Source organism: Microbacterium sp. NPDC087868 (assembly GCF_044900755.1).
GTDB lineage: Bacteria > Actinomycetota > Actinomycetes > Actinomycetales > Microbacteriaceae > Microbacterium > Microbacterium galbinum.
This window is the reverse complement of sequence record NZ_JBJDNO010000004.1, coordinates 84,030-103,406: the sequence shown is the minus strand read 5'-3', so window position 1 is coordinate 103,406 and position 19,377 is coordinate 84,030. Positions and strand designations below refer to the sequence as shown.

Genomic DNA, 19,377 nt, shown 5'->3' with positions numbered 1-19,377 from the left:
CTCAGGGCCTCCCGTCGCCCTCTCCGGTCCGACCGCCCGCCCCGTGCGCGTCCGCGCGGTTCGTTGCCGACTCGTGCGCAGCCGCGCCGTACGCAGCCGACCCGTGCGCGGCCGCGCGCTGCAGGGCGCGCTGCTCGTCCATCGGGCGCGCCTCGAGCGGGATCGCGAAGCTGAGGTGCGCGGCCAGCAGCGGTTCGAGAGCGGATGCCGCGGCCTGCACGCGCGCCGGCACGTCGCCGCGCACCTCGAGCCAGGGCACCGGCTGCGCGGCGAGGACATCGCGGAAGCGCTGCTGCATGTCGTGGCGGATGTGCTCGCCGTCGCGCATGCCGTCCTGTTCGAACGGGATCTCGTCGCCCGTGAGCACGTAGAGGAGGGGGCGGTGGCCGTCGGCGGCGCGGTGCAGGCGCTCGGCGACCGTGCCGACGTAGCGCTCGTGCCAGAGCGCGGTCGCGAGCACATCGGTGTCGCACACCAGCACCGGGCGCGGCACACGGCGCAGCGCCCGCTCCTCGATGGCGATCTGCCGGTCGACGATGAGGTCGAACTCGTCGCTGCGCCAGGGCGCCTCGAGCCCGCCCTCGCGCACCTCGGAGTGCTCCCGCCCGTACTCGGGAACCCACAGCGTGCCGAGGTGCGCGGCCAGCGCCTCGGCGAGCGTCGTCGACCCGGTCGACTCGGCGCCGAGAACGACGACCCGGGGAGTGAGCGACGCCCGCACGGCCGGCGCGAGCTCGTGCCAGAGCGCCGCGGGGTCGGCGCGGATCGCCGTGCCCGACACCGGGTTGATCCGTCGACCCTCGTCGATGCGGACCCAGTGGGCCCCGAGGCGCTGCGCGAGTTCTCCGCCGTACGCGTCGCACGAGTAGACGGTGTCGACGGGTCCGTCGAGCAGCGACTCGATCACGGCGAGGTGCTCGCGCCACGCGGCATCCGATCCGAAGTCCACCGGGGCGTCGTCCATCGCCGCCACGACCCGCGCGCCGGGGTGCGATTCACGGATCCAGTCGGCGCGCGTCTCGAGCGGGATCGATTCGACGGATGCTCCGAGCACCTGCACGGTGACGCGCTCGCTGCGCCGTTCGGCCTCGCGGATGAGGTGCGAATGCCCGCTGTGGAACGGATAGAACTTGCCGATCACGAGCCCGTGGCCCTCGCGGCGCGGTGCGGCGGCCGTCACGCGGGCGCCTCGACGCGTTCGCGCTCCCGCTCGTCGGCCGCCACTCGGCGCCACGAGGTGAAGCCGAACACGCACAGGCCGATGAAGAGCAGGTACAGCGCGGCGATGACCCACAGCCCGGTGACGATCGAGATGCCGATGATCACGACGTCGACGCCGATCCAGACGAACCAGTTCTGGATCCACTTGCGGTTGAGCATGTACTGCGCGACGAGGCTCGCCGAGGTGGTGAGCGCATCCGCGACCGCGACCTCCGAGTCGGTGAACGACGTGAGCACCCACACGAGCACAGCGGCACCGGCGATCACCGCGAGCACCAGCCACGGCACCGCCCGGCGCGGAGTGCTCGCGATGTAGGTGCGACTCTGTTCCTCACCCCGTGTCCACCGCCACCAGCCGTGCACGCCCATCACGAGGTAGACCGCCTGCAGGCCGGCGGCGGCGTAGACACCCGCGCCGAGGAAGACGACGAAGAGCACGACGTTGTTGGCGATGCCGATCGGATACGTCCAGACGTTGCGGAGCCCCGCCAGGAGCACGCAGACCGCGCCGGTCACGAAACCGAGCACCTGCTGCCACTCGGCGATCAGCCAGTCGAGCACGACGGGCCTAGAGCTCGACGCCGACGAGAACCGGCTCGGGCTGCAGCACGAGACCGAACTCGCTGTGCACCCGACTCTGGATGAAGCGCGCGAGCTCGGCGACCTCCGCGGCGGTCGCGCCGCCCCGGTTCGTGAGGGCGAGCGCGTGCTTGGTCGACACCGAGGCGCGCGAACGCGGCAGCTTGAATCCCTTGCGGATGCCGGCCTGCTCGATGAGCCACGCGGCGCTGACCTTGACGTCGGCCGCTTCGCGCGCCGGTGCCGGGATCAGACCTCCGTAGGACGCGAGCGGGATGACGGTGACGGTGTCGAGGTCGGGTGAGACCGGCCAGCGCGGACACTCCGGCGGGAGCGCGCGGGCGACGGACTCCGTGACGATCGCGTTCTGGAAGAACGACCCGACGCCGTGCGTATCGGGATCGACCCGATCCCACAGCATCCCCTTCGAGGCGCGCGTGGCGAGGATGCGCTCGCGCACCCACGACAGCGGCACGGGGGCGTCGTCGCCGAGGGTCAGCGCCCGGCGCAGCTGCTCACCGCGCACGATGCGCTCCCGCGCGACCAGCAGATCGACCGTGATCGACAGGATCACGGCCCGTCGCTCGGGCTCGCTGCCGTAGTGGTGCTTGAGCACCGAGGTGCGGAACCCGAGGCCCAGCTCGGAGGCGGGGACCGTCGAGATCTCGCCGGTCACCGCGTCGATCAGCTCGACCTCGACCAGGGTCTCCTGGATCTCCTGCCCGTACGCCCCGATGTTCTGCACGGGAGCGGCTCCGACGGTGCCGGGGATGCCGCTCATCGCCTCGAGCCCGGCGTAGCCGTGTTCGACCGCGTACGCGACGAGTTCGTCCCACCCGTGGCCCGCCTGGGCGCGCAGCCGGATGCGGCCCTCGTGGGGCGAGGGCAGCTCGTCGATGCCGCGGGTGAGCACCCGGATGACGGTGCCCTCGAACTGCTCGTCGCCGACGAAGAGGTTCGAGCCTCCACCGAGCACGAACCACTCGTCGCCGCGCGACCATGTCTCGCGGAGCGCACTGACGAGCCCCTCGGCGGTCGTGGCGTCGAGCATCCGCTCGGGCGCACCGCCCGTGGCGATGGTGGTGAGCGCGGAAAGCGGGATCGGCGTGATCTCGTGCACCTCGGCGTCGCCCATCAGACCGCGATGCGCAGCTGCGCCTTGACGAGCACGGTGGCCTCGCCGAAGGTGACCTTGAGGTCGACCCGCGCGGCCGTCTCGTCGACGGCGCCGATCGTGGCCAGCACGTGCACGTCGGCACCGTGCTCGGGGTCGACGACGACGGGCTTCGTGAAGCGCACGCCGTAGTCGAGGATGCGGGTCTGCGGGTCGAGGGCCGCGACGACCACCGACGAGGCGATGCCCATCGTGAGCATGCCGTGCGCGAGCACGCCGGGCAGCCCGACGGAGGCGGCGACGTCGTCGCGGTAGTGGATGGGGTTGAAGTCGCCGGAGGCCCCGGCGTAACGGACGAGGGACTCGCGCGTCAGGTGCACGGTGCGCTCGGCGATCACGTCTCCGATCGAGTACGCCATCACTCCCCCTCTCCGACCAGCAGCACGCTGGTCGCGGTCACGACATGGGCACCTGCGGCATCCGTGATCTCGGCCTCGCTCGTGATGAGCGCGTTGCCGGCCATCATGCGGATGCCGGTGACCCGCAGTTGCGCGGTGAGCTCGTCACCCGCGACGATCGGCCGCGTGTACGCGAAGCGCTGCTCGGCGTGGATCGTGCGCGCCAGCACGATGCCCGAGTCCTCGGCGCCCAGGAGCTGCTGGAGCGTGAGGTCCTGGATGACCATCGGGAACGTCGGGGGCGCGACCACGTCCGCGAAGCCGGCCGCGCGGGCCGCCTCGACGTCGGTGTGCTGCGGAGCATCGGCGAAGACGGCGCGGGCGAACTCGCGCACCTTCTCACGACCGACGAGGTACGGGGGCGTCGGCGGGAACTCCCGGCCGACCAGTTCTGGGTTCACTGGCACCCCTCGATCCTATCGAGGGTCGCCGACAGCCGCCCCGCCCGCCGGTGCGGTCAGTCCTTCTTCTTGCGGCCCCGGATCGCCTTGATCGCCATCTGCACCGCGATCACGACGAGATATGCCGCGAAGAGGATGTTGCCCGTGCCGGGATCGATCAGCGTCGCGAGCCAGGCGCCGAGTGCGGTCGTGGTGCAGGCGGCGACACCGATGAGCGCGGCGGCGAGCAGATCGACGTTGCGGTTGCGGAGGTTGCCGAACGTGCCGGAGACCGCGGTGGGGATCATCATGAGGAGCGACGTTCCCTTGGCGACCAGGTCGCTCGTGCCGAAGGCGAGCATGAGCACCGGGACGACGATCACACCCCCGCCCACGCCGATGAGGCCCGCGAGCACACCGGTGCCCACTCCGACGACGACGAGCGCGATGCCCGAGATCCAGGTGAGGTCGAAGGGCGCGTCCCGCGAGGGGATCACGAGGAAGAGGCTCACGATCACGACGAGGAGGAAACCCACGAAGCCCCAGCGCAGGGCGGTCTGCGAGATGCGCGGCAGCAGGCGGGTGCCGATCTGGGCGCCGACGACGGCGCCCGCGGCGAGGATCAGGGCGGGGATCCACGCGACGGACCCCGAGGCGGCGTACGAGATCACGCCGACGGCCGCGGTGGGGACGATCGCGGCGAGCGAGGTACCGGCCGCGAGACGCTGATCGAAGTGCAGGAACAGCACCAGCAGCGGGACGATCACCGTGCCGCCGCCGACCCCGAAGAGTCCGGAGAGGAGGCCGGCGAGCAGGCCGATCCCGATGAACGTCGTGTAGGCCCGCGGTCCGCGGAACGGTCTCGTGGCCGCGTCGTTCACGTCTCTCCTTCTCACGCGGCCCTGGACCTGGCCGCACCGTCCGCCAGCCTACTCCCGCGGGGGGCGTGCGCCGGACTCGAGGCTCTTCGTCAGCTGCGCGACCTGCGCGCGCAGCTCGCGCAGCTCGGCGAGCACCGCGGCCTCGCCGTGACCGCCGACGGTCACCTCGTGGACGGGGGCCTCGCCGTTGCGGACGCGGTCCTCGTCGAGGCCCTGCATCGCGTCGACGATCACCGCGATGAACAGGTTGAGGACCGTCAGCGCGCTGATCAGCACGAAGGGCACGAAGAACGCCGGCGCCCACGGGATCTCGGCGCTCACCGTCCGCGCGATCGCACTCCAGGAGTCGAGCGTCATGATCTGGAAGAGCGAGAAGAGCGACGCCCCCATGTCACCGAAGTACTCGGGGAAGCGCGCCCCGAACAGCATCGTCGACATCACCGCACCGACGTAGAACACGATCACCAGCAGCGCCGCGATGGAGACGATGCCGGGCACCGCGCGCACGAGCGCGTCGACGACACGACGCAGCGAAGGGATCACCGAGATCAGACGCAGCACCCGCAGCACCCGCAGCGCCCGCAACACCGCGAAGCCGTCGGCGCCCGGGATCAGGGCCACGCCGATCACCAGGAAGTCGAACACGTTCCACGCGTTGCGGAAGAACCCCAGGCGTTCGGCGTACAGCTTGAGCGCGATCTCGATCAGGAAGATGCCGAGACAGATCTTGTCGAGCACGTGCAGCAGCCCGCCGAACGACTCCGTCACCGCCGGGGAGGTCTCCAACCCGAGGATCACGGCGTTGACGAGGATGACGACGATGATGAAGGTCTGCACCGGCGACGAGAGCACGAAGCGTCCCACCGCCGCTCGCGAGTGCCAGGCGTCCGTTCGCATGACGGAATCCTTTCATGCCGTCCGCCGTACACGCGAAGAAGCCCGCCACCTCAGAGGTGACGGGCTTCTCACGAGTCGAGTGATTACTCGGACTTCTCCTCGGCGGCAGGCGCCTCGGTGGTGTCTTCGGCGGCGGGAGCCTCCTCGGCGGGAGCCTCCTCGACGACCTCGGCGGTCTCCTCGGCGGGAGCCTCCTCGACCGGCTTCTCCGCCTGGGGGGCGGCAGCGGCCTTCTTGGTCGACTTCGCCTTCGGCGTGACGGGCTCGAGGACGAGCTCGATCACGGCCATGGGAGCGTTGTCGCCCTTGCGGTTGCCGACCTTGGTGATGCGCGTGTAGCCACCCTCGCGGTCAGCGACCAGCGGAGCGATCTCGGTGAAGAGCGTGTGCACGACTTCCTTGTCACCGATGACCGAGAGCACGCGACGGCGTGCGTGCAGGTCTCCGCGCTTGGCGAAGGTGATGAGACGCTCGGCGAGCGGACGCAGGCGCTTGGCCTTCGTCTCGGTCGTCTTGATCGACTTGTGGGTGTACAGCGCAGCGGCGAGGTTGGCAAGCAGCAGGCGCTCGTGGGCGGGGCCGCCTCCGAGGCGGGGACCCTTAGTGGGCTTGGGCATAATCGTCTAACTCCTGGTCAGAAAGGTCGGGTATCAGAAGGACTCGTCTTCGCTGCCGCCGTAGAAGTGGGCGCCGTCGAAACCGGGCACCGAATCCTTGAGCGACAGACCGAGCGAGATGAGCTTGTCGCGCACCTCGTCGACCGACTTCTGGCCGAAATTGCGGATGTTCATGAGCTGCGTCTCCGACAGGGCGACGAGCTCGGAAACGGTATTGATGCCCTCACGCTTCAGGCAGTTGTACGAGCGGACCGACAGGTCGAGGTCCTCGATCGGCATCGACAGCTCGCTGGAGTTCACAGCCTCCACCGGCGCCGGGCCGATCTCGATGCCCTCGGCCTCGACGTTCAGCTCGCGAGCGAGACCGAACAGCTCGGTGAGCGTCTTGGCAGCCGAAGCGACGGCGTCGCGGGGGCTGATCGAGTTCTTCGTCTCGACGTCCAGGACGAGCTTGTCGAAGTCGGTGCGCTCCCCGGCACGGGTCGCGTCGACGCGGTAGCTCACCTTGAGGACCGGCGAGTAGATCGAGTCGATCGGGATCTGACCGGCCTCGGCGTACTCGTTGCGGTTCTGCGTCGCCGAGACGTAGCCACGGCCACGCTCGATCGTGAGCTCGAGCTCGAACTTCGCGGTGTCGTTGAGCGTCGCGATGACGAGCTCGGGGTTGTGCACCTCGACACCGGCCGGAGCCGAGATGTCAGCGGCGGTCACTTCGCCCGCACCGGTCTTGCGCAGGTACGCGGTGATGGGCTCGTCGCGCTCCGAGGAGACGACCAGCTGCTTGATGTTGAGGATGATCTCGGTGACATCCTCCTTCACGCCGGGGATCGTGCTGAACTCGTGCAGCACGCCGTCGAGACGGACGCTGGTGACAGCGGCACCGGGGATCGACGACAGCAGGCTGCGACGCAGCGCGTTGCCGATCGTGTATCCGAAGCCGGGCTCCAGAGGCTCGATGATGAACCGGCTCCGGTTCTCGACGATCTTTTCCTCGGTGAGTGTGGGACGCTGTGCAATGAGCACTCTGTGTTCCTTTCGATCACATGACCGCTATATGACATGTGGTGGGTGAGGTCTTGAGTTGTGGAAGTCGATGCCCGCGAACGGGCGGGCGAGCCGCTCGGCCCCGACCGCTCAGAGAACGGGACGGGGCGAGCGGCTCGCGAGCCGGATCAGACGCGGCGACGCTTCGGCGGGCGGCATCCGTTGTGCGCCTGCGGGGTGACGTCCTGGATCGAGCCCACCTCGAGGCCGGCTGCCTGGAGCGAGCGGATCGCGGTCTCGCGGCCGGAGCCCGGACCCTTCACGAGGACGTCGACCTTCTTGACGCCGTGCTCGGCGGCCTGGCGGGCAGCCGACTCGGCTGCCATGCCGGCGGCGTACGGGGTCGACTTGCGCGAGCCCTTGAAGCCCACGCCACCCGACGATGCCCACGCGATGACGGCGCCGGACGGGTCGGTGATCGAGACGATCGTGTTGTTGAACGTCGACTTGATGTGGGCCTGGCCCAGCGCGATGTTCTTCTTTTCCTTGCGGCGCGGCTTGCGCGCGGCGGCCTTGGGTGCAGCCATGAAAGTGTTCTCCTAGTCCCTGGGGCCGCGCTTAGCGGGCCTTCTTCTTGCCGGCGACGGTGCGCTTCGGGCCCTTGCGGGTACGGGCGTTGGTCTTGGTGCGCTGACCGCGGACCGGGAGACCACGACGGTGGCGGATGCCCTCGTAGGAGCCGATCTCGACCTTGCGGCGGATGTCTGCGGCGACCTCACGGCGGAGGTCACCCTCCACCTTGTAGTTGCCTTCGATGTGGTCGCGGAGGGCGATCAGCTGGTCGTCGCTGAGGTCCTTCACGCGGATGCTCTCATCGATGTCGGTCGCCTTGAGGATCTCGACCGAGCGGGTACGGCCGACGCCGTAGATGTAGGTAAGGGCGATCACCACGCGCTTGTCGCGCGGGATGTCAACGCCGGCAAGACGTGCCATGCGGTTCTCCTGGGTGTTGTGGAGGTGTGGAACAGGATCGGTGCCCGGGCCTCCGCCCCGAGGTGTCCCCCACTCGCGTGGGATCTGATCCTGCCGTTCGTGTATTCAGTTGTGTCAGATCAGAAGAGTGATCAGCCCTGGCGCTGCTTGTGGCGCGGGTTGCTCTTGCAGATCACCATGACGCGGCCGTGGCGGCGGATCACCTTGCAGTGATCGCAGATGGGCTTGACGCTGGGGTTGACCTTCATGATGTTTCCTGTTCGCTGTCTTCGTACCGCCCCGCTGCGGGGCAGGCCGTTACTTCTCGACCGATCAGCGGTAGCGGTAGACGATACGGCCGCGGGTGAGGTCGTAGGGGCTGAGCTCCACGACCACGCGGTCCTCGGGGATGATACGGATGTAGTTCTGCCGCATCTTGCCGGAGATCGTTGCCAGGACCTTGTGTCCGTTGCTGAGCTCAACGCGGAACATCGCGTTGGGAAGAGCCTCGGAGATCACGCCCTCGATCTCGATGACACCGTCTTTCTTAGCCATAGCCTCGCTGACGCTTCTGCAGACCGGTCGATCTGCGGTGGGTGATTGGTTTGTTGGTGCTGCGCCGACGGACACGCCGAATCAGTGCGCAAGGCACCAAAGATCTATGTTAGACGACGCCGGGGCATCCGGCAACCTGAGCCGGAAGCATCCGCGCGTCGCCCGCCGTGCACGCCACGAGGGCGGCCCCGCGACGGGACCGCCCTCGTCGTGATGCGGATCCGCTCAGGGCAGGATCTGCGCGAAGCGCGACTGGATGTCGGCGTTCTCGATGCGCTCACCGTTGATCTCGACGGTGGGCGTGCCCTGGATCTCGTGCTGGTTGGTCTGGTCGCGAACGAAGTTCATGTAGGTGCCGTCCGCGATGCAGTCGGCTGCCGCACCCGCCCCGACCTGCTCGGCGTAGGACGCGAGCTCTTCGTCGGTGTAGCCGGCAGTGTTCTCCTGCGGCTGGTTGGTGAACATGAAGTTGAAGAAGTCGAGGAACGAGTCCGGCGCGTTCTCCGCGACGCAGTACGCGGCACCCGCGGCACGGGTCGAGTACTTCGTGTTCTGCGAGTACCGGTCGAGGATCGAGATCGGGTGGATGTTCAGCGTGATGTCATCGCTCGCGGCGGCGGACTGGAGCTGCTCGCCGTACGCGTCTTCGAAGTCGCCGCAGATTGGGCACATGAAGTCGACGAAGACGTCGACCTCGTCATCGCCGCCACCGAAGCTGATCGCGCCGGTCTCCTGGTTGACGTTGCCACCCTCGGGGGCGACGCCGGGGGCCGTGGCCTGGTTGTTCAGGAACACCACGAGCCCGCCGAGGACGACCAGCACGACGACGACTGCTGCGGACACCCCGATCGCGAACCAGTTGGTGTTGCTCTTCGCCGCTGCCATTGTCTTCCGTTTCTCTCGGTCTCGCCGCAGTTATTGCGGACGCAAGTACCCTGTGATCTTCCTGCATCAGCCTATGGGGTTCGTGTGAGGCGAACCTTGCCTGCAGTTCACGCTTGCGTAACGGATGCCGGGGGCAGCCGATGAGACGAGATGCTCGGGAGCGTCAGGCGACGGGAACCGGCGTCACCCCGAAGGGCGCGAGGCCCGCTGCGCCGCCGTCGGGGGCGGTGAGCACCCAGAGCCCGTTCTCGTGCACGGCGACGCTGTGCTCCCAGTGCGAGCCGTCCGAGCCGTCGACGGTCGAGACGGTCCAGTCGTCGTCCTCGATGAACGTCTCCTCGCCGCCCGCGGTCACCATCGGCTCGATCGCGAGCACGAGGCCCGGCTTCACCTCGGCTCCGGGGTCGGGCGTGCGGTAGTTGAAGACGCTCGGCGCCTCGTGCATCTTGCGGCCGATGCCATGGCCGACGTACTCGCGCAGGATGCCGTAGGTCTCCCCCGACACGGCGGAGGGGCCCTGGGCCTCGATGTACCCCTGGATCGCGGCGCCCAGGTCACCGAGATGCGAGGCGGTCGCCATCGCGGCGATGCCGGCCCACATGGACCCTTCCGTCACGCGCGAGAGCTCCTCGCGATTCGCGACGACGTCCGGTCGCGTCTCATCGGGGACGACGACGGTGATCGCACTGTCGCCGTTCCACCCCTGGTACTGCGCACCGCAGTCGACCGAGACGATGTCGCCGGGCTGCAGCACCAGATCGCCGGGGATGCCGTGCACGACCTGCTCGTTGACCGAGACGCAGATCGTGTGGTGATAACCGCGCACGAGCTGGAAGTTCGATTCCGCGCCGCGAGCGAGGATCACGCGATTCGCCTCGGCGTCGAGCTCGAGCGTCGTCACCCCGGGGCGGATCAGCGGACGGACGGCGTCGAGCGCCGCCGCCGTGATCAGCCCGGGCTCGACCATCGATCGGAGCTGGGCCGGGGTCTTGTAGATCGACCGGCGGAACATCTCGGAGCCGCTCAGACGGCGACGCGCAGACCGCGTGCGTCGAGCGCGGCGACGATGCGCTCCGTGATCTCGTCGAGCGAGCCGACGCCGTCGATACGGTCGACGATGCCCTTCTCGCTGTAGACGTCGATGATCGGAGCGGTCTCTCGCTCGTAGATGTCGAGCCGGTGGGCGATCGCCTCTTCGGTGTCGTCGGAGCGCCCCTGCTCGATCGCACGGAGGCTCAGACGCGAGATGCTCTCGTCGCGCGGCACGTCGAGGAGGATCACGGCGTCGAGCGACTCGCCACGTCCCGCGAGGAACTCCTCGAGGTGACCGACCTGAGCCGTGTTGCGGGGATACCCGTCGAGGAGGAAGCCGTTCGCGGCGTCGTCCTGCGCCAGACGATCGCGGACGATCTCGCCCGTCAGCTCGTCGGGGACCAGGTCGCCGCGGTCGAGGATCGCGGTCACCTTCTGTCCGAGTTCCGTGCCGCCCTTGATGTTGGCGCGGAAGATGTCGCCCGTCGAGACCACGGGGATGCCGAAGGTCTCGGCGATGCGCACACCCTGCGTGCCCTTGCCGGAGCCCTGCGGGCCGACGATCAGGAGACGTGCGGATGCCGTCATCGGAGGAGCCCTTCGTAGTGACGCTGCTGCAGCTGGGCGTCGATCTGCTTGACCGTCTCGAGACCCACACCGACGATGATGAGGATCGACGCGCCACCGAACGGGAAGTTCTGGTTGGCACCGACCGTCGCCAGGGCGATCAGCGGGATGAGGGCGATCAGACCCAGGTAGATCGAGCCCGGCAGCGTGATGCGCGTCAGGACGTAGTCGAGGTACTCGGCGGTCGGACGACCCGCGCGGATGCCGGGAATGAAACCGCCGTACTTCTTCATGTTGTCGGCGACCTCGACCGGGTTGAACGTGATCGCGACGTAGAAGTAGGTGAAGCCGATGATGAGCAGGAAGTACGCCGCCATGTAGATCGGGTGGTTGCCCGTGGTGAAGTACGTGCTGATCCAGGTGACCCACGCGGCGGGCGTCGAGCCGTCCTGCGGGGTGTTGAACTGCGCGATGAGCGCGGGGATGTACAGCAGCGACGAGGCGAAGATGACCGGGATCACACCCGCCATGTTGACCTTGATCGGGATGTAGGTGTTCGTGCCGCCGTAGGTACGGCGTCCGACCATCCGCTTGGCGTACTGCACCGGGATGCGCCGCTGCGACTGCTCGACGAACACGACGAGACCCATGACGATGATTCCGACGAGCAGCACGAGCAGGAAGACCTCGAAGCCCTTCGTCTGCCAGATGAGGCTCATCGCGCCGGGGAAGGTCGCGGCGATCGAGGTGAAGATGAGGAGCGACATGCCGTTGCCGACGCCGCGCTCGGTGACCAGCTCGGCGAACCACATGATGAGGCCGGTACCGGCGGTCATCGCCATGATGATGAGCAGCTGTGCCCACCAGACGTCGTTCGTGAGCAGGTTCTGGCAGGCAGCGAGATCGGTCGTGCCGAACAGCTGGCCGCTGCGCGCGACGGTGACGAGAGTCGTCGACTGCAGCAGCGCGAGGGCGATGGTGAGGTAACGCGTGTACTGGGTGAGGCGGGCCTGGCCGGCCTGGCCTTCCTTGTGCAGCGCCTCGAAGTGCGGGATGACCACGCGCAGGAGCTGCGTGATGATCGTCGCGGTGATGTAGGGCATGACACCCAGCGCGAAGATCGACAGCTGCAGGAGTGCGCCACCCGAGAAGAGGTTGACCAGACCGAGAAGACCCTCGGTCCCGTTGTTGGCCGCGAGGCACTCCTCGACGTTCGGGAAGTTCACGAACGGAGCGGGAACGTTGGAGCCGAGTCGGTAGATGGCGATGATGGCCAGGGTGAAACCGATCTTCCGACGCAGGTCGGGAGTGCGGAAGATCCGCGCGATGGCGCTAAACAAGAACGTGCCTCCTGAAAGGGGTTGCCGCGACCGATGGGCGGCTGAAAGACCAGAGTAACCTAAACGCGGTTCTCGGCATCCATGTGCACAGAAGGGGCCGGAGAATCTCCGACCCCTTCCCTGCTGTGGTTACTTGACGGAACCGCCCGCAGCCACGATCTTCTGCTCGGCAGAACCCGAGACCTTGTCGACCGCGACGGTGAGCTTCACGGCGATGTCGCCGTTGCCCAGAACCTTGACCTTCTCGTTCTTCCGAACCGCACCCTTGGCGACCAGGTCGCTGATGGTGACGTCTCCACCCTGGGGGTAGAGCTCCGCGAGCTTCTCCAGGTTCACGACCTGGTACTCGACGCGGAACGGGTTCTTGAACCCGCGCAGCTTCGGGGTGCGCATGTGCAGCGGCATCTGCCCACCCTCGAAACCGACGCGAACGGTGTTGCGAGCCTTGGTGCCCTTGGTTCCACGACCGGCGGTCTTACCCTTCGAGCCCTCACCACGGCCGACGCGAGTCTTGGCGGTGTTGGATCCGGGGACGGGACGCAGGTGGTGCACCTTCAGCACGCCGGGACGCGATGCCGGAGCATCCGCCTTCGGCGCAGCCTTCTTGGCAGCCGGCTTCTTGGCGGTAGCCTCCGCCTTGGCGTCGGCCGCAGCGGTCTTGGCCGGAGCCTTCTTCGCGGCGGGCTTCTTCTCGGCGGCGGCCTTGGGGGCTGCAGCCTTCTTCGTGGCCTTCTCGGCCTCGACGGCCTCGTTCTTCTCAGCCATTAGTCGATCTCCTCAACCTTGACGAGGTGTGCGACGGTCTTGACGTAACCGCGCGTCTGCGCGTCGTCGGGGCGGACGGTGGTGTCACCGATCCGCTTGAGACCGAGGCTGCGCAGCGTGTCGCGCTGGTTCTGCTTCTCGCTCACCTTGGACTTGATCTGTGTGACCTTGAGCCGGGCGGCCATCAGGCACCTACCTTCTGTGCGGCGATGGCCTCGGCCTCGGCGCGGACAAGACGCGCCGGTGCCACCTGGTCGAACTCGAGGCCACGACGCGCGGCGACCGCACGGGGCTCCTCGAGCTGCTTCAGGGCGGCGACGGTCGCGTGCACGATGTTGATCGTGTTCGACGAACCGAGCGACTTCGACAGGACGTCGTGGATGCCAGCGCACTCGAGCACGGCGCGGACGGGACCACCGGCGATAACTCCGGTACCGGCGGCAGCCGGACGCAGCAGCACGACACCGGCCGCAGCCTCACCCTGCACGGGGTGCGGGATGGTGCTGCCGACGCGCGGAACGCGGAAGAAGTTGCGCTTGGCCTCTTCGACACCCTTCGAGATCGCCAGAGGGACCTCACGGGCCTTGCCGTAGCCGACGCCCACCAGACCGTTGCCGTCACCGACGACCACGAGAGCGGTGAAGCTGAAGCGACGACCACCCTTCACGACCTTCGAGACGCGGTTGATGGTGACGACGCGCTCCAGGAACTGGTTGTCACCACGGTCGCGCGAGTTGCGGTCGCGGCCACCCTGGTTGCGGTCACCGCGGCCACCGCGACGACCGTCGCGCTGGTCGCGAGTCGGCTCTGCCTGCGTGGTGCCGGCGGCCGTCTCGGAAGTGGCAGCAGCCGCTTCGGTCACTTCGTTCTCCTTGTTGTCACTCACAGTGCCAGACCCCCTTCGCGGGCGCCATCGGCGATGGCGGCGACACGACCGGCGTAGCGGTTACCGCCACGGTCGAACACTGCCTCGGAAACGCCGGCGGCCTTCGCGCGCTCGGCGACGAGCTCGCCGACCTTGCGGGCCTTGGCGGTCTTGTCACCCTCGAAGCCGCGCAGGTCGGTCTCGAGCGTCGATGCCGACGCGACGGTGTGACCCTTGCTGTCGTCGACCAGCTGCACGAAGACGTGGCGGGCCGAACGGTTGACGACGAGGCGCGGACGCACCTCGGTGCCGACGACCTTCTTGCGAAGGCGGGCGTGACGACGCGCGCGGGCGTCGGACTTTGACTTGAGAGCCATGGTTACTTACCACTCTTTCCGGCCTTGCGACGCACGTTCTCGCCGGCGTAGCGGACGCCCTTGCCCTTGTAGGGCTCCGGCTTACGGATCTTGCGGATGTTGGCAGCTGCCTCGCCGACAGCCTGCTTGTCGATACCGCTGACGGTGAGCTTGTTCGTGCCCTCGACCGTGAGCGTGATCCCCGCCGGCGGGTCGATCAGGACCGGGTGCGAGAAGCCGAGAGCGAACTCGACCGAGCCGCCCTTCTGCTGGACGCGGTAACCGGTGCCGACGACCTCGAGACCCTTGGTGTAGCCCTGGGTCACGCCGATGATGTTGTTGTTGATGAGCGTGCGGGTCAGGCCGTGAAGCGACCGGGACTCGCGCTCGTCGTCGGGACGGGTGACCAGAACCTGGTTCTCCTCGACCGCGACCTCGATGGGGCTGGCCACCGTGAGGGTGAGTTCACCCTTGGGGCCCTTCACCGCGACCTCGCGGCCGGTGACCGAAACGGTCACGCCCGCGGGAACGTCGATGGGAAGTCGTCCAATACGCGACATTTCGAATTACCACACGTAGGCGAGAACTTCTCCGCCCACGCCCTTCTGCTCTGCCTGACGGTCGGTGAGGAGACCGGAGGAGGTGGACAGGATGGCCACGCCGAGGCCGCCGAGGACGCGCGGGAGCTCGGTGGACTTCGCGTAGACGCGGAGGCCGGGCTTCGACACGCGCTTGATGCCGGCGATCGACCGCTCGCGGTTCGGGCCGTACTTCAGCGTCAGCGTGAGGTTCTGACCCACGCGGGCGTCCGAGGTCTCCCAAGCGGAGATGTAACCCTCCTGCTGGAGGATCTCGGCGATGTGCGTCTTGAGCTTGCTCGACGGCAGGGTCACGGAATCGTGGTGCGCCGAGTTCGCGTTACGCAGACGGGTCAGCAGATCTGCGACCGGGTCTGTCATTGTCATTGTTGTTTTCCTTTGTTCATGAGGTTCCGGCTGCCGTTACACGACAGACGGCCTGCGATGACACGCAATCTTCAATTGTACGCACACATCGACGGGCTCAGTGACACATGACCACTGAGCCCGTCGAGGGTGTTACGCCTGTGCGTCTTCCGAGCGGAACGGGAAGCCGAGGTGGCGGAGCAGTGCCCGACCCTCGTCATCCGTCTTCGCGGTGGTGACGACGGTGATGTCGAAACCGCGAACCCGGTCGATCTTGTCCTGATCGATCTCGTGGAACACGCTCTGCTCCTGGAGACCGAAGGTGTAGTTGCCGTTGCCGTCGAACTGCTTGGCCGAGAGACCGCGGAAGTCGCGGATACGGGGCAGTGCGAGCGAGACGAGGCGGTCCACGAACTCCCACGCGCGGTCACCGCGGAGGGTGACGTGCGCGCCGATGGCCTGGCCCTCGCGCAGCTTGAACTGCGCGATGGACTTGCGGGCCTTCGTGACGATCGGCTTCTGGCCGGTGATCTTGGTGAGATCGTCGACCGCGCCGTCGATCACCTTGCTGTCGCGAGCTGCCTCGCCGACACCGGTGTTCACGACGACCTTGACCAGTCCGGGGATCTGCATGACGTTGGCGTAGCCGAACTCGTCCTGCAGAGCCTTCTTGATCTCGGCGTTGTACTTCGCCTTCAGGCGGGGCTGGATCTTGCCAGCCACCGCGGCGTCGGTGGTTGCCATCAGAGGTCCTTACCTGACTTCTTCGCGAACCGCACGCGGACGGTGCGCTTCACGCCGTCCTTCGTCTGCTCCTCGACCCGGTGGCCGACCTTGGTCGGCTTCTTGGTCGAAGGGTCGACGAGTGCGACGTTCGAGATGTGGATGGGAGCCTCGACGGTCTCGAGGCCACCGGTCTTGGTGCCACGCTGCGTCTGGCCGACGCGAGTGTGCTTGGTGACGTAGTTCACGCCCTCGACGATGATGCGGTTGCGCTCGGCAAGGATCTCGAGGACCTTGCCCTGCTTGCCGCGGTCTCCGCCGCGCTCGGGCTTGGCGCCCGTGATGACCTGAACGAGGTCACCCTTCTTGATCTTCGCCATGACTTAGATAACCTCCGGCGCCAGCGAGACGATCTTCATGAACTTCTTGTCACGAAGCTCACGGCCGACCGGTCCGAAGATACGGGTGCCGCGGGGCTCCCCGTCGTTCTTCAGGATGACGGCGGCGTTCTCGTCGAACTTGATGTACGAGCCGTCGGGACGGCGCGTGGACTTGACGGTGCGGACGATGACCGCCTTGACGACGTCGCCCTTCTTGACGTTGCCGCCCGGGATCGCGTCCTTGACCGTCGCGACGATGGTGTCGCCCACGCCGGCGTAGCGGCGCTTCGAACCACCGAGCACGCGAATCGTGAGCAGCTCCTTGGCGCCGGTGTTGTCGGCGACCTTGAGGCGGGACTCCTGCTGAATCACTTGGCCTTCTCCAGAATCTCCACCAGACGCCAGCGCTTCGTGGCGCTGAGCGGGCGGGTCTCGTTGATCAGGACCAGGTCGCCGATGCCGGCGGTGTTCGCCTCATCGTGCGCCTTGACCTTCGAGGTGCGGCGGATGACCTTGCCGTAAAGCGGGTGCTTCACGCGGTCCTCGACCTCGACCACGATGGTCTTGTCCATCTTGTCGCTGACGACGTAGCCACGACGCGACTTGCGGTACCCACGGGCATCCGCATCGCGCACATCGTGAGCAGCGTGCTCAGCCTCGACGGCGGCTTCCTTCTTGGTGGCCATCACTCAGCCTCTTCCTTCACGGCGTCGTCGGCGGCATCCGCCTTCTTCGCCTTCGACTTGGACGCCTTCTTGGCCGGAGCCTCGACCGGAGCGGGCGTCGCACGGATGCCCAGCTCGCGCTCGCGGATCACGGTGTAGAGACGCGCGATGTCGCGCTTGACGGCGCGGATGCGGCCGTGGCTCTCCAGCTGGCCGGTGGCCGACTGGAAACGGAGGTTGAACAGCTCCTCCTTGGCCTTGCGCAGCTCCTCAACGAGGCGCTGGTCTTCGAACGTGTCGAGCTCTGCCGGAGCGAGCTCCTTGGTGCCGATCGCCATTACGCGTCGCCCTCCTCGCGCTTGATGATGCGTGCCTTCAGCGGCAGCTTGTGAATGGCTCGCGTGAGTGCCTCACGGGCGAGCTGCTCGTCGACACCGGCGACCTCGAAGAGGACGCGACCCGGCTTGACGTTGGCGACCCACCACTCGGGGGAACCCTTACCGGAACCCATGCGGGTCTCGGCAGGCTTCTTCGTGAGCGGACGGTCGGGGTAGATGTTGATCCACACCTTTCCACCACGCTTGATGTGACGGGTCATCGCGATACGAGCGGACTCGATCTGACGGTTCGTCACGTAAGCGGGCGTGAGGGCCTGGATGCCGAAGTCACCGAAGGAGACCTTCGTGCCACCGGTGGCCTGACCCGAGCGACCCGGGTGGTGCTGCTTGCGGAACTTGACCTTACGGGGAATAAGCATCAGGCAGACGCTCCTTCTGCAACAGGTGCCTCGTTGCGCGGGGCACGGCGGCGGTCGCCACCACGGTCGTCACGACGAGCCTTGGGCGCGTTGGCCTGCTCGCGAGCGAGCTCCTTCGCGGTCAGGTCGCCCTTGTAGATCCAGACCTTGACGCCGATGCGGCCGAAGGTGGTCTTGGCCTCGTAGAAGCCGTAGTCGATGTTCGCACGGAGCGTGTGCAGCGGCACACGACCCTCGCGGTAGAACTCCGACCGGCTCATCTCCGCGCCGCCGAGGCGGCCGGAGACCTGGATGCGGATGCCCTTGGCACCGGCGCGCTGGGCGCCCTGCAGGCCCTTGCGCATCGCGCGGCGGAAGGCCACACGTGCGGAGAGCTGCTCGGCGATTCCCTGTGCGACCAGCTGAGCGTCGGCCTCGGGGTTCTTGACCTCGAGGATGTTCAGCTGGATCTGCTTGCCGCTGAGCTTCTCGAGGTCGCCGCGGATGCGCTCGGCCTCGGCGCCACGACGACCGATCACGATGCCCGGACGGGCGGTGTGGATGTCGACGCGGACGCGGTCACGGGTGCGCTCGATCTCGATGTTCGAGACACCGGCGCGGTCGAGCTGCGTCTTCAGCAGGTTGCGGATCTTGATGTCCTCGGCGACGTAGTCGGCGTAACGCTGACCCGGCTTCGTCGAGTCCGAGAACCAGCGCGACACGTGGTCCGTGGTGATGCCGAGACGGAAGCCGTACGGGTTTACCTTCTGTCCCATTACTTGCTCGCCTTCTTGTTGCTGTCACCGGCAGCGGGCGCAGCCGCCTCCGGCGTCGAGAGCACGACCGTGATGTGGCTCGTGCGCTTCTTGATCTGGAAAGCGCGACCCTGTGCACGGGGCTGGAAACGCTTGAGCGTCGTGCCCTCGTCGACGTACGCGTTGGCCACGTACAGGTCCTGCTCGTCGAGGTACTCGCCGTCGCGATCCGCCTTCACCTGTGCGTTGGCCATGGCCGACGCGACAAGCTTGTAGATCGGCTCACTGGCGCTCTGCTGTGCGAACTTGAGGATCGCGAGAGCTTCCTGGGCCTGCTTGCCCTTGATGAGCGCGACGACACGACGAGCCTTCTGCGGGGTCACGCGGATGTGCTTCACGCGTGCGATCGATTCGACCATTAGCGGCGCCGCCCCTTCTTGTCGTCCTTCTCGTGGCCGCGGAAGGTGCGGGTGGGCGCGAACTCGCCCAGCTTGTGACCGACCATGGTCTCGGAGACGAACACAGGAATGTGCTTGCGTCCGTCGTGGACCGCGATCGTGTGACCCAGCATGGCCGGGATGATCATGGACCGGCGGGACCAGGTCTTGATGACGTTCTTGGTGCCGGCTTCGTTCTGCACGACCACCTTGCGAAGCAGGTGCTCGTCGACGAAGGGGCCCTTCTTAAGACTGCGAGGCATCTTCTC

The 19,377-nt window shown here is 67.2% G+C and carries 32 protein-coding genes; all 32 read right to left on the bottom strand.

The window, feature by feature from the left end; genetic code table 11:
• Position 1: 1 nt before the first annotated feature.
• On the bottom strand, positions 2–1,180 hold the full coding sequence (locus ACI2JZ_RS14410) for an AAA family ATPase (RefSeq protein ID WP_336642229.1): 1,179 nt from the start codon (positions 1,178–1,180) through the stop codon (positions 2–4).
• A complete protein-coding gene (gene pnuC, locus ACI2JZ_RS14405) occupies positions 1,177–1,782 on the bottom strand; it encodes a nicotinamide riboside transporter PnuC (RefSeq protein ID WP_404598209.1) in 606 nt (201 codons plus the stop codon). Before pnuC ends, ACI2JZ_RS14410 begins: the two co-directional genes overlap by 4 nt.
• A gap of 7 nt (positions 1,783–1,789) precedes the next feature.
• Entirely contained in the window at positions 1,790–2,920 is a 1,131-nt protein-coding gene (locus ACI2JZ_RS14400; RefSeq protein WP_404598580.1) for a UDP-N-acetylmuramate dehydrogenase, read from the bottom strand.
• 14 nt (positions 2,921–2,934) lie between these two features.
• Positions 2,935–3,333, bottom strand: a complete 399-nt coding sequence (locus ACI2JZ_RS14395) for a MaoC/PaaZ C-terminal domain-containing protein (protein ID WP_391478584.1) — start codon at positions 3,331–3,333, stop codon at positions 2,935–2,937.
• On the bottom strand, positions 3,333–3,779 hold the full coding sequence (locus ACI2JZ_RS14390; RefSeq protein WP_404598208.1) for a MaoC family dehydratase N-terminal domain-containing protein: 447 nt from the start codon (positions 3,777–3,779) through the stop codon (positions 3,333–3,335). The genes ACI2JZ_RS14395 and ACI2JZ_RS14390 overlap by 1 nt, the downstream gene beginning before the upstream one ends.
• A 50-nt stretch (positions 3,780–3,829) precedes the next feature.
• Positions 3,830–4,633, bottom strand: coding sequence for a sulfite exporter TauE/SafE family protein (locus ACI2JZ_RS14385; protein ID WP_404598206.1), 804 nt, complete (start codon positions 4,631–4,633; stop codon positions 3,830–3,832).
• A 48-nt stretch (positions 4,634–4,681) separates the two neighbouring features.
• Positions 4,682–5,530, bottom strand: coding sequence for an ion transporter (locus ACI2JZ_RS14380; RefSeq protein WP_404598204.1), 849 nt, complete (start codon positions 5,528–5,530; stop codon positions 4,682–4,684).
• Between the two features lie 83 nt (positions 5,531–5,613).
• The gene (gene rplQ / locus ACI2JZ_RS14375) at positions 5,614–6,147 is read right to left on the bottom strand and encodes a 50S ribosomal protein L17 (protein WP_247625163.1); all 534 of its coding nucleotides are present in this window, start codon (positions 6,145–6,147) and stop codon (positions 5,614–5,616) included.
• Between the two features lie 33 nt (positions 6,148–6,180).
• Positions 6,181–7,170 (bottom strand): DNA-directed RNA polymerase subunit alpha, encoded by a 990-nt coding sequence (locus ACI2JZ_RS14370; protein WP_247625164.1) that lies wholly within the window; start codon positions 7,168–7,170, stop codon positions 6,181–6,183.
• 149 nt (positions 7,171–7,319) lie between these two features.
• Positions 7,320–7,718 carry a 30S ribosomal protein S11 gene (rpsK, locus tag ACI2JZ_RS14365; RefSeq protein ID WP_017829189.1) on the bottom strand — a complete coding sequence of 133 codons (399 nt, stop codon included), beginning with the start codon at positions 7,716–7,718 and terminating at the stop codon, positions 7,320–7,322.
• 31 nt (positions 7,719–7,749) lie between these two features.
• Positions 7,750–8,124 carry a 30S ribosomal protein S13 gene (rpsM, locus tag ACI2JZ_RS14360; RefSeq protein WP_017201568.1) on the bottom strand — a complete coding sequence of 125 codons (375 nt, stop codon included), beginning with the start codon at positions 8,122–8,124 and terminating at the stop codon, positions 7,750–7,752.
• Positions 8,125–8,255: 131 nt separating this feature from the next.
• Positions 8,256–8,372 carry a 50S ribosomal protein L36 gene (gene rpmJ / locus ACI2JZ_RS14355; RefSeq protein ID WP_005050492.1) on the bottom strand — a complete coding sequence of 39 codons (117 nt, stop codon included), beginning with the start codon at positions 8,370–8,372 and terminating at the stop codon, positions 8,256–8,258.
• A gap of 64 nt (positions 8,373–8,436) precedes the next feature.
• A complete protein-coding gene (gene infA, locus ACI2JZ_RS14350) occupies positions 8,437–8,658 on the bottom strand; it encodes a translation initiation factor IF-1 (RefSeq protein ID WP_017201569.1) in 222 nt (73 codons plus the stop codon).
• Positions 8,659–8,883: 225 nt separating this feature from the next.
• Complete coding sequence (locus tag ACI2JZ_RS14345; protein WP_247625165.1) at positions 8,884–9,543, bottom strand: thioredoxin domain-containing protein; 660 nt, start codon at positions 9,541–9,543, stop codon at positions 8,884–8,886.
• A 163-nt stretch (positions 9,544–9,706) separates the two neighbouring features.
• On the bottom strand, positions 9,707–10,555 hold the full coding sequence (gene map / locus ACI2JZ_RS14340; RefSeq protein ID WP_247625166.1) for a type I methionyl aminopeptidase: 849 nt from the start codon (positions 10,553–10,555) through the stop codon (positions 9,707–9,709).
• An 11-nt stretch (positions 10,556–10,566) separates the two neighbouring features.
• The gene (locus tag ACI2JZ_RS14335) at positions 10,567–11,163 is read right to left on the bottom strand and encodes an adenylate kinase (RefSeq protein ID WP_247625167.1); all 597 of its coding nucleotides are present in this window, start codon (positions 11,161–11,163) and stop codon (positions 10,567–10,569) included.
• On the bottom strand, positions 11,160–12,482 hold the full coding sequence (gene secY, locus ACI2JZ_RS14330; RefSeq protein ID WP_247625168.1) for a preprotein translocase subunit SecY: 1,323 nt from the start codon (positions 12,480–12,482) through the stop codon (positions 11,160–11,162). The genes ACI2JZ_RS14335 and secY overlap by 4 nt, the downstream gene beginning before the upstream one ends.
• Before the next feature lie 129 nt (positions 12,483–12,611).
• Positions 12,612–13,247: a 50S ribosomal protein L15 gene (rplO, locus tag ACI2JZ_RS14325; protein WP_404598202.1), complete on the bottom strand. Its 636-nt coding sequence runs from the start codon at positions 13,245–13,247 to the stop codon at positions 12,612–12,614.
• Complete coding sequence (gene rpmD / locus ACI2JZ_RS14320; RefSeq protein WP_017201575.1) at positions 13,247–13,432, bottom strand: 50S ribosomal protein L30; 186 nt, start codon at positions 13,430–13,432, stop codon at positions 13,247–13,249. The genes rplO and rpmD overlap by 1 nt, the downstream gene beginning before the upstream one ends.
• Positions 13,432–14,109, bottom strand: coding sequence for a 30S ribosomal protein S5 (gene rpsE, locus ACI2JZ_RS14315; protein WP_282185367.1), 678 nt, complete (start codon positions 14,107–14,109; stop codon positions 13,432–13,434). The genes rpmD and rpsE overlap by 1 nt, the downstream gene beginning before the upstream one ends.
• Before the next feature lie 20 nt (positions 14,110–14,129).
• On the bottom strand, positions 14,130–14,489 hold the full coding sequence (gene rplR / locus ACI2JZ_RS14310; RefSeq protein WP_247625170.1) for a 50S ribosomal protein L18: 360 nt from the start codon (positions 14,487–14,489) through the stop codon (positions 14,130–14,132).
• A gap of 2 nt (positions 14,490–14,491) precedes the next feature.
• Positions 14,492–15,028 carry a 50S ribosomal protein L6 gene (rplF, locus tag ACI2JZ_RS14305; protein WP_247634096.1) on the bottom strand — a complete coding sequence of 179 codons (537 nt, stop codon included), beginning with the start codon at positions 15,026–15,028 and terminating at the stop codon, positions 14,492–14,494.
• A 6-nt stretch (positions 15,029–15,034) separates the two neighbouring features.
• Positions 15,035–15,433 (bottom strand): 30S ribosomal protein S8, encoded by a 399-nt coding sequence (rpsH, locus tag ACI2JZ_RS14300; protein WP_247625172.1) that lies wholly within the window; start codon positions 15,431–15,433, stop codon positions 15,035–15,037.
• Between the two features lie 132 nt (positions 15,434–15,565).
• Positions 15,566–16,156, bottom strand: a complete 591-nt coding sequence (gene rplE / locus ACI2JZ_RS14295) for a 50S ribosomal protein L5 (RefSeq protein WP_247625173.1) — start codon at positions 16,154–16,156, stop codon at positions 15,566–15,568.
• Positions 16,156–16,515, bottom strand: a complete 360-nt coding sequence (gene rplX, locus ACI2JZ_RS14290; RefSeq protein WP_247625174.1) for a 50S ribosomal protein L24 — start codon at positions 16,513–16,515, stop codon at positions 16,156–16,158. Before rplX ends, rplE begins: the two co-directional genes overlap by 1 nt.
• Positions 16,516–16,518: 3 nt before the next feature.
• Positions 16,519–16,887: a 50S ribosomal protein L14 gene (gene rplN / locus ACI2JZ_RS14285; RefSeq protein ID WP_045253838.1), complete on the bottom strand. Its 369-nt coding sequence runs from the start codon at positions 16,885–16,887 to the stop codon at positions 16,519–16,521.
• Positions 16,884–17,201, bottom strand: a complete 318-nt coding sequence (rpsQ, locus tag ACI2JZ_RS14280) for a 30S ribosomal protein S17 (protein WP_247625175.1) — start codon at positions 17,199–17,201, stop codon at positions 16,884–16,886. The genes rplN and rpsQ overlap by 4 nt, the downstream gene beginning before the upstream one ends.
• Positions 17,201–17,518, bottom strand: a complete 318-nt coding sequence (gene rpmC / locus ACI2JZ_RS14275) for a 50S ribosomal protein L29 (RefSeq protein ID WP_050722500.1) — start codon at positions 17,516–17,518, stop codon at positions 17,201–17,203. The genes rpsQ and rpmC overlap by 1 nt, the downstream gene beginning before the upstream one ends.
• Positions 17,518–17,937, bottom strand: coding sequence for a 50S ribosomal protein L16 (rplP, locus tag ACI2JZ_RS14270; RefSeq protein WP_247625176.1), 420 nt, complete (start codon positions 17,935–17,937; stop codon positions 17,518–17,520). Before rplP ends, rpmC begins: the two co-directional genes overlap by 1 nt.
• Positions 17,937–18,692, bottom strand: a complete 756-nt coding sequence (gene rpsC, locus ACI2JZ_RS14265) for a 30S ribosomal protein S3 (RefSeq protein WP_017201587.1) — start codon at positions 18,690–18,692, stop codon at positions 17,937–17,939. Before rpsC ends, rplP begins: the two co-directional genes overlap by 1 nt.
• Positions 18,692–19,090 carry a 50S ribosomal protein L22 gene (gene rplV, locus ACI2JZ_RS14260; protein ID WP_247625177.1) on the bottom strand — a complete coding sequence of 133 codons (399 nt, stop codon included), beginning with the start codon at positions 19,088–19,090 and terminating at the stop codon, positions 18,692–18,694. The genes rpsC and rplV overlap by 1 nt, the downstream gene beginning before the upstream one ends.
• Complete coding sequence (gene rpsS, locus ACI2JZ_RS14255) at positions 19,090–19,371, bottom strand: 30S ribosomal protein S19 (protein ID WP_017201589.1); 282 nt, start codon at positions 19,369–19,371, stop codon at positions 19,090–19,092. The genes rplV and rpsS overlap by 1 nt, the downstream gene beginning before the upstream one ends.
• Positions 19,372–19,377: the final 6 nt, after the last annotated feature.